Below are 13,753 nucleotides of genomic sequence, written 5' to 3'. Positions count from 1 at the left end.
ACCCTACTGCATCCAATGCAGAGTTACACGGTACTCTCTGTAAGACTCTCTTGTACGTATCACCCACCAACAACTATCAGTACAGCCAACCTCGCCCAGTTTCACGTCATTCTGGTAAATCCCATCGTCCAGTATTTCAAACCCGTACTTTTCGCACTCGTTGAAAACCTGCGCCATGATTTCGTTCCCAGTGGTGCAAACTTCTTCTGGTAACTGTTCCTGTACTGGTAGCGTACCTTGCTGATACTGTTGTTTGATGTAGCTGTGGCATCTGGCGGCTGAGAGGTCGCGGAAAATCTTAACGTTGTTTACCAGTACGCGCCAGTAAAGGTTTTGGTAGTTGCCGTGGTCGTAGCTAATGCTGGCTACGAGTTTGTCCCCTACAAACGCTTCCTGGTCATAAAACGAGATTTCCACAATGGTGGGAGCTTCTGCGATTTCAATTGGTGTTGGTAGTGTTTCTCTAAGAGTTCCATCCTTGTGATGCCAAGAAATGAAGCGCTGGCATCGGGCAACTGTGGTATCGCGGAATTTCTCTTTACCATTGACCATCACTAGCCAAGGCTGGGTTGCGAATTCGTCGTGGTCATACGCGATGTAGGCGATGAGTTGTTTACCACAGTAAACCTCGTAGTGGTTGGAGTTGATTTCTATAGTTGTCAGTGGTTCAGGAGCTACAGCTTGGGCTTGGTCAGCGATGTAGTTGTCGAGTTCGGCTTGGGCGAGGGCTTGATTGTCAACCTTCTGAAGCTGGTTGGATTGGTGAGTGATGATTGCGTTTATCCAGGTTTCAGCCGCTCTTTTGTCCCCGGTGGGTGTTACGCCTAGTTCTGCGGCAATTTTTTTAAGGCGCGGGAGGGTGTAGCGAGAAAGGGATTGCTGTGTGTAGATGAGATAAGTCATAATTGAAATCTCCATGTATTTGGAAAAAAAGGTGATCGCACAGTTTCTCAGGCTAGGGCGGTCGCCTTTTGTTTTTGAGACTTTAGTTTTAGCCGTTAGCCCCATGCACACTATCTTATGACATCAATATATTGATATCAATATGTACATATCAATATATTGGTGATAGTCTAGAGTTGTTAATCTATTGAGGTAAACAGATGCATATATTCGTTTCAATGGCGAGAGCTAAAAAAGCTGTGCCGTCAGCACATGGTGAAAAGAAAACACAGTATCAATTCATGTTGACTCCATCTGCATCGGAGATGCTTGATCAATTAGCAGAGGCGGCAGGTATTACTCGCTCCGAATGTATGGAGAGATTGATCCGTACAGCAGATTTCTTAAAAATAAAGGACTTTGATATTAAAGAAATCGATGCTAGTTAATGAGTGCATTTTTATTGACCCGACGGAATTTTCATTGCGCCTCATTGATTGACAGAAAGTTTTTGTATCTTTACTTTGTATCTGTATTTTGGCTATGACCTAAGACAGTTCAAGCAGACTAGACCAGATTAAAGCAACATTAGAGCGTGTATTGCAACAACTTGACAATCAGACGGTGGTAATGGCGCAATCAGTTAACTAGTCTGCAATCAAGCAATTAACTTAAAACCTAGAGCAAATACCACTGAACCAAAAGAGGTGGAATCATGAACAAACCACCCCGCAAGCGCAACAAAACCACCTCTGCCGCATCTACCGATTCAACTTCAGCAACTAGCTCTGCAAATGAGGATATCTCCCTTCAGGACAACCTAGCCTTAGTAACAATTAACGTTACTGCTGTTGAAGTTCCAGAATTAACTGAGCAAGAGCAAAGCGATAAGCCTAACGGCATGGCTACGCTTACCGCTTGCACTTGGAGAGGAAAGTAGAAAGAGCAGTTTTTGAAGCAGGTAAAGCGTTAATGGAATTGAGGAACAGAAGGCTTTACCGTTCCACGCACAGCACTTTTGAGGAGTATTGCAAGGATAGGTTTGGATTTCAACGCCGTCATCCTTACAGATTAATCGAAGCTTCGGCTGTATTTGATAACCTGATGAAAATGTGTCCAAATTGGACACAAAATGAAATTGAAGATGATCCTGCTACAGTCCACTCCGATCAGCTACAAATCTTACCTACCAGCGAAGGACAAATTCGTCCAATGACTAAACTTGAACCTCAGCAACAGCGACAGGTCTGGCAACAGGCAGTAGAACAAGCTGGTAATAAAATTCCATCCGCTAGGATTGTCAGCGATGTAGTACAGCGTATTATAGAACGGACAAAAGTACCAAACACCTACCAAATTGACGAAGTTTGCCAGATCTTAGTCAAAGATAATCCTGAACTAAGGGGCAAGGGTGGTTGCTGGGCGATTGTCACCACAGCAAATGAGTTCAGTTGCACCGTGAAACTTTGGGATGGAGAACTGACAGTTGGGCTGAAGCACCTCAAGTCATTTGACTATTTGCCGCAGGAGTGTCAGCAGGTTCAGGAGCTTAGCGATCGCCTTGCGCGAATATATTCCGATTCTCTGGAGGAGACAGTCAAAAATCTGTTGCAGTCGTTGGGGAAGCTGAATCGGCCTTATCTTACTGCTATGGAAGAGAAATTATTGACGCTTCTGGAGTCGGAGTATGGGAAAATACCCTGAACAATTTTGGCAATTTGGCATCCAATGTCTTTGGCTTACAGTTTCAATGGAGTTAGTAACACAACGGGACAGCCAAGAAGTTGTACGAAGGATAAGATACAACTTTCCGCTTCTAGTGTCCCGTGCTACGCCAGTTGTAAGCGTGAGTGCTGTAGAATAGCTCTACATAATTGATACAGCGCTCGTAAGTGAACGCCATCACTCTGCAACTGGCTAGAAATGAACAAAACCAAATAGGATTTCAGAAGATGAAAAATCTAGATAGCTGGATTGCTGTATAGTTTGAGGTGTACCAGATTATCCTCTCAAGAGTTGCTCTATGATCGCTCTACCTGGTATTGTTATCCAAAACAAAATATACGAAAGTTCCAATTCTCTAGTGTACCGGGGCATCAGAGACGATGGAGTAGGGATCATCGTAAAAATGCTAAAGCTTGATTATCCCTCTCCCCAAGAACTAACCCGCTACAGACAGGAATATAAAATTACCCGCTCCCTAAATCTGGAAGGAGTTATCAAGGCATACAGCCAGCAGGACTATCAACGCACTCTGGTGATTATCTTAGAAGATTTTGGGGGAGAGTCCCTAGAGCAATGGATGCACAAGCGTCCAGATATCTTTTGCCCCATACCTTTATCCACTTTTCTAGGTCTTGCGATCGCTCTGAGCGACATTCTTGGCAGAATCCATGCAGCCAATATCATTCATAAAGATATCAACCCTGGAAACATAGTCTTTAATCTGGATACTGGCGTTGTCAAAATTATTGATTTTGGGATTGCGACCCAATTTAACCGCACCAATCCGACGTTCAAAAGTCCCCATGTGTTAGAAGGCACGCTTGCCTATCTGTCGCCAGAGCAAACCGGGCGGATGAACCGGATGCTCGACTATCGCACCGATTTCTACTCGCTAGGCGTAACCTTCTACGAACTGTTAACTGGACAGCTACCGTTCCCCACTCAAGACATCCTGGAGCTAGTTCATTGCCATATTGCCAAACCGCCGATTCCTGTGCATAAATTGAACGCCACGATTCCCAAACCCATTTCAGGCATAATTTTGAAGTTGATGGCGAAAAATGCGGAGGATCGCTATCAAAGTGCCTGGGGCATCAAAGCGGATCTAGAACGCTGCGCTCAACAACTGGCAGAAATGGGTCAGATCAACGCCATGTCGTTGGGACTACAAGATGTTTCAGAACAGTTTTGCATTCCTCAGAAACTGTATGGACGAGAAGCGGAGACTAAAGCATTATTGGCGGCGTTTGACAGAGTGGCTAGAAAAGAGACGTTTGGCGAAATTTGTCAACTAGAGTCAGGCATAGAAAATGCTCAATTCAATGTCGAACTCATGCTCGTTGCTGGTTACGCTGGCGTTGGCAAAACAGCATTGGTGCAAGAACTCTATAAACCCATCACAGCAAAACACGGCTATTTCATATCGGGTAAATTTGACCAATTCAGGCGCAATATTCCCTACAGCGCCATTGTGGATGCCCTGCAAAAGTTGGTGCAGCAACTTCTGGGGGAACCGGATGAGCAAGTGCAACAGTGGCGATCGCGTCTGCTCTCAGCTTTAGGAAGCAATGGGCAAATCATCATTGATGTCATTCCTGAAGTTGAATTAATTATTGGCAAACAGCCACCCGTACCCGAAGTTGGAGCAACGGAAGCTCAAAATCGCTTCAATCGAATCTTTCAAAATTTTGTGCGGGTGTTTTGTTCAAAAGAACATCCCCTGGTCATCTTCTTAGACGATTTACAATGGTTCGACTCCGCGACGCTGAAGTTAATCGAGTTAATATTACTCGACGAGCAAACCCAATATCTATTTTTGATTGGAGCCTACCGAGACTCGGAAGTGCATCCAACGCATCCACTAGTATTAACGCTCTCAGAACTACGAAACCAAGGGGCAGTACTTCAGGAGATTACCTTAGCACCCTTAACGCTCGAACCCTTGAGTCAACTGATTGCCGAGACGCTAGGTCGCAATATTGACACCGTTCGTTCTTTAGCCCAATTAGTGTTACGTAAAACCGAAGGCAACCCTTTCTTTGTCGGTGAATTTTTGCGAATGCTGTATAGCGAAAATCTGTTAATCTTTAATGCGAAACAGTTAAGCTGGCAGTGGGATATTGCTCAAATTCAAGCCCAAAATATTACCGATAATGTGGTGGAGTTGCTGCTGATCCAGTTGAATAAATTGCCAAATGAAACACGGCGAATTCTTCGCTTAGCCGCTTGTGTTGGAGCTGAATTTGATTTAGAAACGTTAGCGATCGCTTGTGAAAAATCGCCGAAAGTAATTTCTCTAGATTTACTAGCAGCCATCCAAGCTGGATTAATTCAACCTCTATCTGAATTAGACGAAAACTTGTTAGTTCAAGACTACAAGTTTTTGCACGATCGCGTCCAGCAAGCTGCTTATGCCTTAATTGATGAGCCGCAAAAACAAGTTGTTCATCTCCAAATTGGTCGCAATTTACTCGAAAAAACTTCACTAGAGCAGCGATCGGAGCGACTGTTTGAAATCGTCGATCATCTAGATCGGGGAATTGAGTTTGTCACCGCTCGAGTAGAACGAAATGAAATTGCCAAATTGAATTTAATGGCAGGTCAGAAAGCAAAAGGTGCAACGGCTTATGAAGCAGCTCTTCAGTATTTCAATATAGGACTGAAACTCCTAGATACAGACAGTTGGGTCAGTGAGTATGACCTTACCTTAGCACTGTACTCAGAAGCAGCAGCGGCAGCGTATCTTCACGGCCGCTTTGATGAGATGGAACAATTGGTAGAAGTGGTACTCAATCGCGCCAAAACAGCGCTCGACAAAGTGCAGGTTTACGATAGCAAAATTCAAGGATATTTATCACAGGGCAACCTGAAATCAGCACTCAAAATTGGCTTGGAAGTGTTGAAGCTCCTGGGAGTAATCTTACCAGAAAATCCAAGTGAGTTAGATGTTCGAGGCGGATTGGAGTCAACGGCTGCACGATTAGCTGAACAAGAAATTGAAGACTTGGTTAATTTACCAGAGATGACTGCACCAGAACCGCTAGCAGCAATGTCAATCCTAGCGAATATAGGGGCTGCTGCATTCATAGTATCACCAGCACTGGTGATACTGATTACTTGCAAAACGGTAAATTTATCAATCAACTACGGTAATGCTATCTGGTCACCACTGTATTATGCTGCCTACGGATTTGTTCTATGTGGAGTTGTTCAAGACATTGAACTCGGCTATAAATTTGGTCAATTGGCTCTTAGCTTGGCAGAACGATTGAATACCAAAAAAGGCAAGGCTAAAGCATTACAGTTATTTAGTGACCATGTTATGCAATGGAAAGTACATCTTAAGGAGACGATACCACTGCTGGTTGAGGCTTATCAGGAAGGAGTGGAAACCGGAGACTTTGAAACCGCTGGTTATGCTGCATATGACGTGTGCTACAACTCGTTTTTCGTCGGTGAGGAACTCACCCAACTGGAACAGAAAACGGCAACATACAGCAAAGCAGTTGATCGAATCAGACGGGAAAGCCCCTCGACTTGGATCGCAATAGTGTGGCAGACCATTCTTAATTTGTTAGATAGGTCTCTTAATCCCAGTCGCTTAGTTGGTCGGGTGTGTAATGAAGAGGAGGCGTTATCACACGCCCTTGCAGTTAAAGATGGAACTGCAATTCAAATGCTATATCTGCACAAAGTTATACTGTGTTATCTATTTGAAGAATATCATCAAGCTGTACAGACTGCTATTTTGGCAAGGAAACATTTTGAAGAAGCGACGGCAATAAAGGTTTTACCTGTATTCTGTTTCTATCATTCTCTGGCGCTTTTGAGCCTATTGCTCGATGCTTCAAACTCTGAAAAATTAGCTTTGCTAAACTGTGTTAACACCAACCAAGAAAAGATGCAGAAATGGGCAGAACATGCTCCAATGAATTATCTACATGAATTTTATCTAGTCGAGGCAGAGAAAGCACGAGTCTTAGGGCAATTTCTTGAGGCTGAAGAGTTTTATGAACGGGCGATCGCAGGTGCTGCTGAAAATGAGTATATCCAGGAAGAAGCATTAGCTTATGAATTAGCGGCTAAACATTATCTAGCGCGAGGTCGGTCAAAAATTGCTCAAACCTACATGAAAGAGGCGTACTATTGCTACGATCGCTGGGGCGCAACTGCTAAAGTTAAAGACTTAGAAACTCGCTATCCACAGTTCTTTCCTCAGTCGTCTAGAGCCGCTTCCACATCAATTCCTATTACTGCTGAAACTATCACTAATCCCTTCCATACCGCTTTCGATTTAGCAGCAGTGATGAAAGCTTCACAGGCGATTTCTCGTGAAATTGAACTGAAGCAATTGCTGCGATCACTGATGCAAACTTTAATTGAGAATGCTGGCGCACAAACCGGATATCTGATTTTAGAAAACTCAGGAGAATGGTCGATTGAAGCGGCTTGTGAACTCAATACCGATGAGAATGCTTGTGCGACTCAGGTGTTACAGTCTATTCCAATTGCCGATCAATTGCCAGAATCAATCATTCAATATGTGATTCGGACTCTGAAGCCTGTCACCTTAAATGATGCGACTCGTGAAGGTGCTTTTATTAATGAGCCATACATTCAACAGAACCAGCCTCAATCTATTTTCTGTTTGCCGCTGCTGAATCAAGCCAAGCTGGTCGGTGTATTGTATTTAGAAAATCGGTTAGCAGCTGGAGTATTTACACCAGAGCGATCGCAGGTCTTGCAGCTATTATCGACTCAAGCAGCGATCGCCATCGAAAATGCCAACCTTTACTCAGAACTGCGGGCTAAGGAAAGCAAGATCACCCAGTTCCTCGAAGCGATTCCGGTGGGAATTGCGATCATGGATGCGACGGGTTGCCCTTACTATACCAACCAATGCGGCAATCAACTCATGGGCAAAGAAACTGATACTTCCATAGCACCGGAGCAGATCTCAGAGGCTTATCAGCTTTATGTAGCGGGAACGGATCAAATCTATCCAGCGGAGAGCTTGCCTGCTGTGCGGGCATTAAGGGGCGAACGCATCAGGACTGAAGATATAGAAATTCGTCGAGATCATGTCACAATTCTAGTTGAGGCACGGGGAACACCAGTTTTTGATCAACAGGGCAATATCACTTATGCGATCGCTACCTTTCAGGACATTACAGAGCGCAAACAGGCCGAGAAACTCCTAGCCGACTACAACTGCACTTTAGAGCAACAGGTCGCAGAACGAACTGCTGCGTTACGACAAAGTGAAGCCAATTACCGCAACCTGCTACAAACCGCGAATTCCGTCATCATTTGCTATGACACGCAAGGACGAATTCGATACATCAACGATTATGGGGTGAAACTCCTGGGCTATGAAGAACATCAGATTGTAGGGCGAACCTTATTTGAAACCATCATTCCAGACATCGAAACCTCTGGGCGGGATGTCAAACCCTTTGTCCGTGATTTACTTCGTAATCCTCAATCGTACCCGCAAGGTGAGGGTGAAAACCTGTGTCGAGATGGTCGGCGAGTTTGGATGGTCTGGTCGAATCAAGCCATCTTCAATGACCAGGGAGAGGTCGTTGAAATCTTATCGGTGGGCAACGACACCACCCAGCGTAGGCAAGCAGAAGAGGCATTACAACGCAGTGAAGCCAAGTTCCGAACTATCTTTGAAAACTCGCAGGTCGGCATCTTCCGAACCCGCCTCTCGGATGGATTACTTCTCGATGCCAATCAACGCCATGCCAATCTGTTTGGCTTTGATTCACCAGAGGAGAGCATTGGGCTTGAACACGCCACAGACTACTATGTAAATCCCAGCGATCGCCAACAATTCCTTGAGTTGCTGAAGCGTGATGGGGAAGTGCGAAGCTATGAAGCACAGATGCGAAAACGAGATGGGACAGTGTTTTGGGTACTTTTTTCTTCTTATCTGAATGCAGCCGATGGATACATCGAAGGCGTGATTGCGGATATTAGCGATCGCAAACAAGCAGAAGCCGCTCTACAAACGAGTGAAGAACGACTACGCTTAGCATTAACCGCTTCAAATCAAGGACTCTACGATCTTGATTTAAAAACTGAAGAAAGAATTGTTAACCCAGAATACGCTTTAATGCTGGGCTACAATCCAGCAACATTCCACGAAACCATTTCTGAATGGATTGCTCGTTTGCATCCTGATGACAGAGAATCAGTTGTCGCAACCTACCGTGCTTACATTGCTGGAGAAATCCCCAGCTATCAAGCAGAGTATCGCCAGCGTACCCAGGATGGTCAGTGGAAATGGACTCTTTCTGTTGGCAAAATTGTTGCCTGGGACGAATCAGGTCAACCCATGCGGATGTTGGGAACCCACGTTGACATTAACGATCGCAAGCAAGCAGAAGAAGCCCTACAAGCCTCAGAGTCAAAGCTACGGACTCTAATTGAGGCAATTCCCGATCCATTATTTGTACTGACTGCTGAAGGGCGATTCCTTGAAATAATCGTACTGGAACAAAATCTGCTATGGCAACCCTTTGAGGAGATGATTGGTAAAACCATGCATCAACTCGGAGAGGAACAAGCCGATGAATTTCTAGGTTATATTCAGCAGGTGCTGAGAACCCAACAAATCCTCACGGTCGAGTACAGTGCGTTTCTAAGTGGACGAGAAGCCTGGTTTTCGGCTCGCATTGCACCAATCGACCACGATCAGGTGATTTGGCTAACGCGAGATATTACGGCGCTGAAGCAAGCAGAAGAAGCCTCAATTTTAGAGGAGCGCAACCGCATGGCACGCGAAATTCATGACACACTCGCTCAGGCGTTTACAGGGATTCTAGCTCAGGTGGGAGCGGCAAAACAGGTGCTAACGGATGATGTAGAAGCAACTGGGGCACACCTAGACCTGATTAAAGAATTGGCACGAACTGGACTGACTGAAGCGCGGCGATCAGTTGTCGCGCTCCGTCCTCAGCTTTTGGAGGAGGGCAGTTTACAGAGCGCTCTACATCGTCTCGTCGCTCAAATCAGGGCTGCCGCAATGGATGTCACTCTATATTATGGGATTGAGGGTGCAGTGTATGCTTTACCGACTGAAGTCGAGAGTAACCTACTGCGGATTGGGCAGGAATCATTAACTAATGCAATTAGACACGCCAATGCTGATGAAATCCGAGTGCAGCTAGTCTACGATCGCGATCAGTTTTGCTTGCGCGTGAAAGACAATGGACAGGGCTTTGGAGTTGGGAGTATTCCATCCTCTGAGGGTTTTGGCTTACTCGGCATGAGCGAACGGGCAGAGCGCATCGGCGCACAACTAACGATTAGGAGTCAACCTGGACAAGGAACAGAAATTATTGTCACCGTCAACCCTTGAGTGAGCATCACGATGAGCCAAGCCACGACCATTCGGGTTCTAATTGCGGACGATCACGCCATTTTTCGGCAAGGATTAGCCACGATTATTAACCGTGACCCAGAGATGCAGGTGATTGCACAAGCCGAAAATGGGGAACAAGCGATCGCCGCCTTTCGGGAACACCAACCAGATGTAACGCTAATGGATCTGCGAATGCCTGAAGTGGAAGGAGTTGCCGCCATTGGTGCAATTTGTGCGATCGTTAAATCTGCTCGGATTATTGTACTGACCACGTATGATAGTGACGAAGATATTTACCGGGGATTGCAGGCAGGCGCAAAAGGATACCTGTTGAAAGAAACTGAACCGGACAAGCTTCTGAATGCCATTCGTACCGTTCATCGGGGTCAGAAGTACATTCCGCCCGATGTGGGAGCAAAGTTGGTACAGCGGCTCAGCAATCCAGAACTGAGTGAACGAGAACTGGCGGTACTCCGTTCACTGGCACAGGGGATGAGTAATGCTGATATTGCGGCTGCTTTGAGCATCGGTGAAGGCACGGTTAAATCTCATGTTAATCGGATTTTGAATAAGCTAGATGTCAGCGATCGTACTCAAGCGGTGATTGTTGCCGTTAAACGCGGCATTGTCAGTTTGTAGGGTGTACTTTCGATCAGATTCGGATTCTAACTTAAGTTATAGCTAGCCTTCTACTTTGCGATGGCACGGTTACTCTATCAATTTGTACTGTAAAAATTTTAACTTGCTATAGACGACAGCTTGAAGACGATCTCCTATATTGAACTTATTCCGAAAGAAGCTGAGTACTAGAACTGGACACGCCCCAGATAGCTAGGAAAAAATGACATTGATTGAATTTGAATGAAACAGGAGACAAACCCATGAGCAACACCATTGACACAATGATCGATCCCAATGACAGCGTGCTGCTGCTGATTGATCATCAAAGCGGACTCTTCCAACTTGTGCGTGACATCGAACTCTCAGTCCTCCGCTCCAATGTCACGGCGCTCGCCAAGATTTCCCAACTCGCCAAGATTCCGACCTTCACGACTGCTTCGGTGCCCGATGGTCCCAATGGTCCCCTGATTCCCGAAATCCACCAGCACAATCCTGACGCGGTTTACATTCCGCGCACAGGACAGATTAACGCCTGGGATAACCCAGCTTGGGTCGATGCTATCGAGAAGACCGGGCGAAAGACTCTCCTCATCGCCGGAACTCTCACCAGTGTGTGCATGGCGTTTCCGACTCTGAGCGCACTGGCCGCTGGTTACAAGGTCTTCACAATCATTGACGCTTCCGGCAACTGGAGCCAGATGGCGACCGACCTCACTCTGGCCCGCGTCGTCCAAGCGGGAGCCATGCCCATCGACACTTACGCAGTAATCAGCGAACTCATGAACACGTGGAACCGTCCGGACTTAATGGAGTTTGCCACTGTCATAGTTGACCACATCGTGCCATCTTACCGTGCCCTGATGGAGAGCTATGACAAAGCTCAATCTGTGCAACGAGATGGACGGGAGACCAAGCTCGATCAGCAAATGGCACATGTGTAAAAGCACCTGATTACAACGCACACGCACAAAATAAAAAAAGTGAAGGCGAGGAGTTGGTTATCAGTTCCTCGCCCCGCATTTCCGATAAGAGTGTCCGTAACGCCCCAACAAGCAGGCTAATCGGGTCGAGGCAGGTGTTTCTCCTGCCCACACCCACCCATCGTGCGGGTTGCAATGGGCGGTTTATGAAGACGTGCAAACAACCTTGATCAACTAACGGATTTTGGATAAGTTGGATGTGAGCGATCGCACCCAAGCTGTAATTGTTGCCGTTAAACGCGGCATTGTCAGTCTGTAGGGTGTACTTTCGATCAAATTTGGATTCTAACTTAAGTTAAAACCAGCTTTCTACTCCACGATGGTGTGGTTGTTCTATCAATTTGTACGGTAAAAATTTTAACTCGCTATAGACGACGGCTTGAAGGCGATCGCCTATATTGAACTTATGCAAACAGTCATGCAGTCAATGGATTGAGCAAGTAAATTGCAAGGTTCCATGCTGTGATGCAGATGTAAAAAGATGAACGATGATCGTAGTCACAGTTCCTTACTTGTACCCCCTTCAACCCAGGATTGGATTCAAGGTGTGCTGAGTGCAAAGGTCGTGCTGGTGATGTATGGAGACTATCAATGCCCTAGAAGTGCAGACGTTTACAAGCTGATTAAAGTGATTCGGCGACAGCTTACTGTTTCTTGTGGAGAGAATTATTTGTGCTTTATCTTCCGTCATTTTCCGCAAACACAGATTCATTCTCAGGCTCAACGGGCCGCCCAAGCTGCCCAAGCTGCTGCCGCCCAAGGTCAATTTTGGCAAATGCATAACATTTTATTCACCCATCAGCAGGAGTTGGGGAACGGTTATCTTGTCGAGTATGCCAATGATTTAGGGCTTGATATTCCTCAGTTTCTTAAAGAGTTGTCTAAGCAGGTGCATATCGATCATATCAATGAAGACATCGAAGGCGGAATACAGAGTGGAGTGACGACTACCCCAGCCCTGTTTATCAATGGAATTCGGTATACCGGGCACTGGAACACGACGGAGTTGATGGCAGCCATGATTGCTGCAAGTCATTAAGTTCCCCGCCCAATTCATATCTGACTTGTCTGTAAGTGCTGTAAGCCATCTAATTTTGATGGCTAGATTTTGCCTGTTTCACTGAACAAAATTGCCGCTTTTTGAACCATGACAACAGTTACCATGCCAACAATTGAATTCCTGCGTATTGATTTAGTCGATTACAAATCAGTATTTCATTGAGATAGTTCTATGACGCATTCACTAGTACAAGGCAAGAATAATTCTTGGCATGAAGGTACACCTCAGACTGATTCTCTTCGCGACTCCTCAGTTAATCATGCTCTGATTGCGATCGCGCAAGAAGTCACTAATTTACTGAGACAAACTTACCCGATACAAACTGATGAAATTAAAACAGGAGAACAGAATGATACTGCAAGATAAAGTGGCGTTAGTCACTGGAGGCACATCGGGAATCGGTAGAGCAACGGCGATCGCTTATGCCCAACAACAAGCAAAGGTAGTGGTAGTGGGTCGTCGAATTGATAAAGGTGAAAAAACGGTTCGATTGATTAAGGAAGCTGGCGGAGAGGCTATTTTTGTGCAATCAGATGTCACCAAAGAAGCCGATGTTAAAGCAATGGTTGATAAAGCGGTTGACGTTTTTGGTCGGTTAGATATTGCCTTTAATAATGCAGGAACAGTCGGCGAAAATCCCTCATTGATTGAGCAAACAGAAGCTGAATATGACCGCACTATGAACGTCAATGTCAAAGGCGTTTGGTTGTCGATGAGATATGAAGTTGCTCAGATGTTGAAACAGGGAAGGGGTTCGATCGTCAATACGGCATCTGCGCTTGGAGTCGTTGCACTTCCTAACTTACCCCTCTACACCGCGAGTAAACATGCAGTCGTAGGCTTAACAAAAGCCGCTGCGCTCCAATATGCCAAAGCGGGTATTCGCATCAATGTCGTTGCACCAGGATCAATCGCGACAGAGATGTTTGAAGCATCTACAGATGAAGTCAAAGCTTACTTGGCAGGACTTCACCCAATCGGACGAGCTGGCACACCTCTTGAAGTTGCAAATGCAGTCCTGTTTTTATCATCTGACATGGCATCGTTCGTAACAGGTGAAACATTGATGATAGATGGTGGGTATCTAGCGCAGTAGGCGATCGACAGTGCAAA

10 protein-coding genes and 1 pseudogene are annotated in these 13,753 nt (G+C 45.7%); 10 read left to right on the top strand and 1 reads right to left on the bottom strand.

What is annotated here, in order from left to right; genetic code table 11:
* Nucleotides 1-3: 3 nt before the first annotated feature.
* Nucleotides 4-903 (bottom strand): hypothetical protein, encoded by a 900-nt coding sequence (locus HCR01_RS20645; RefSeq protein WP_226889484.1) that lies wholly within the window; start codon nt 901-903, stop codon nt 4-6.
* Between the two features lie 200 nt (nt 904-1,103).
* Between HCR01_RS20645 and HCR01_RS20640 the strand changes: the two genes are divergently transcribed.
* From HCR01_RS20640 to HCR01_RS20605, 10 genes and pseudogenes are all read left to right on the top strand, one after another.
* Entirely contained in the window at nt 1,104-1,331 is a 228-nt protein-coding gene (locus tag HCR01_RS20640; RefSeq protein ID WP_193197956.1) for a hypothetical protein, read from the top strand.
* A gap of 266 nt (nt 1,332-1,597) precedes the next feature.
* Complete coding sequence (locus HCR01_RS38870; protein WP_226889483.1) at nt 1,598-1,822, top strand: hypothetical protein; 225 nt, start codon at nt 1,598-1,600, stop codon at nt 1,820-1,822.
* Nucleotides 1,823-1,854: 32 nt separating this feature from the next.
* Nucleotides 1,855-2,586 (top strand): hypothetical protein, encoded by a 732-nt coding sequence (locus HCR01_RS20635; RefSeq protein WP_226889482.1) that lies wholly within the window; start codon nt 1,855-1,857, stop codon nt 2,584-2,586.
* 319 nt (nt 2,587-2,905) lie between these two features.
* Entirely contained in the window at nt 2,906-9,976 is a 7,071-nt protein-coding gene (locus HCR01_RS20630; protein ID WP_193197955.1) for a PAS domain S-box protein, read from the top strand.
* Nucleotides 9,977-9,988: 12 nt separating this feature from the next.
* A complete protein-coding gene (locus HCR01_RS20625) occupies nt 9,989-10,618 on the top strand; it encodes a response regulator (protein ID WP_193197954.1) in 630 nt (209 codons plus the stop codon).
* A gap of 242 nt (nt 10,619-10,860) precedes the next feature.
* A complete protein-coding gene (locus tag HCR01_RS20620) occupies nt 10,861-11,541 on the top strand; it encodes an isochorismatase family protein (RefSeq protein WP_193197953.1) in 681 nt (226 codons plus the stop codon).
* Nucleotides 11,542-11,758: 217 nt separating this feature from the next.
* A pseudogene (locus tag HCR01_RS40810) lies at nt 11,759-11,839 on the top strand (DNA-binding response regulator); the annotation flags it as partial.
* A 222-nt stretch (nt 11,840-12,061) separates the two neighbouring features.
* Nucleotides 12,062-12,619 (top strand): DsbA family protein, encoded by a 558-nt coding sequence (locus HCR01_RS20615; protein WP_193197952.1) that lies wholly within the window; start codon nt 12,062-12,064, stop codon nt 12,617-12,619.
* A gap of 192 nt (nt 12,620-12,811) precedes the next feature.
* A complete protein-coding gene (locus tag HCR01_RS20610; RefSeq protein ID WP_193197951.1) occupies nt 12,812-13,006 on the top strand; it encodes a hypothetical protein in 195 nt (64 codons plus the stop codon).
* Entirely contained in the window at nt 12,990-13,736 is a 747-nt protein-coding gene (locus tag HCR01_RS20605) for an SDR family oxidoreductase (RefSeq protein WP_193197950.1), read from the top strand. The genes HCR01_RS20610 and HCR01_RS20605 overlap by 17 nt, the downstream gene beginning before the upstream one ends.
* Nucleotides 13,737-13,753 lie beyond the last annotated feature (17 nt).

This window comes from Nostoc sp. MG11 (assembly GCF_014904695.1).
GTDB lineage: Bacteria > Cyanobacteriota > Cyanobacteriia > Cyanobacteriales > Nostocaceae > Komarekiella.
This window is presented reverse-complemented; position numbering and strand designations above follow the sequence as displayed.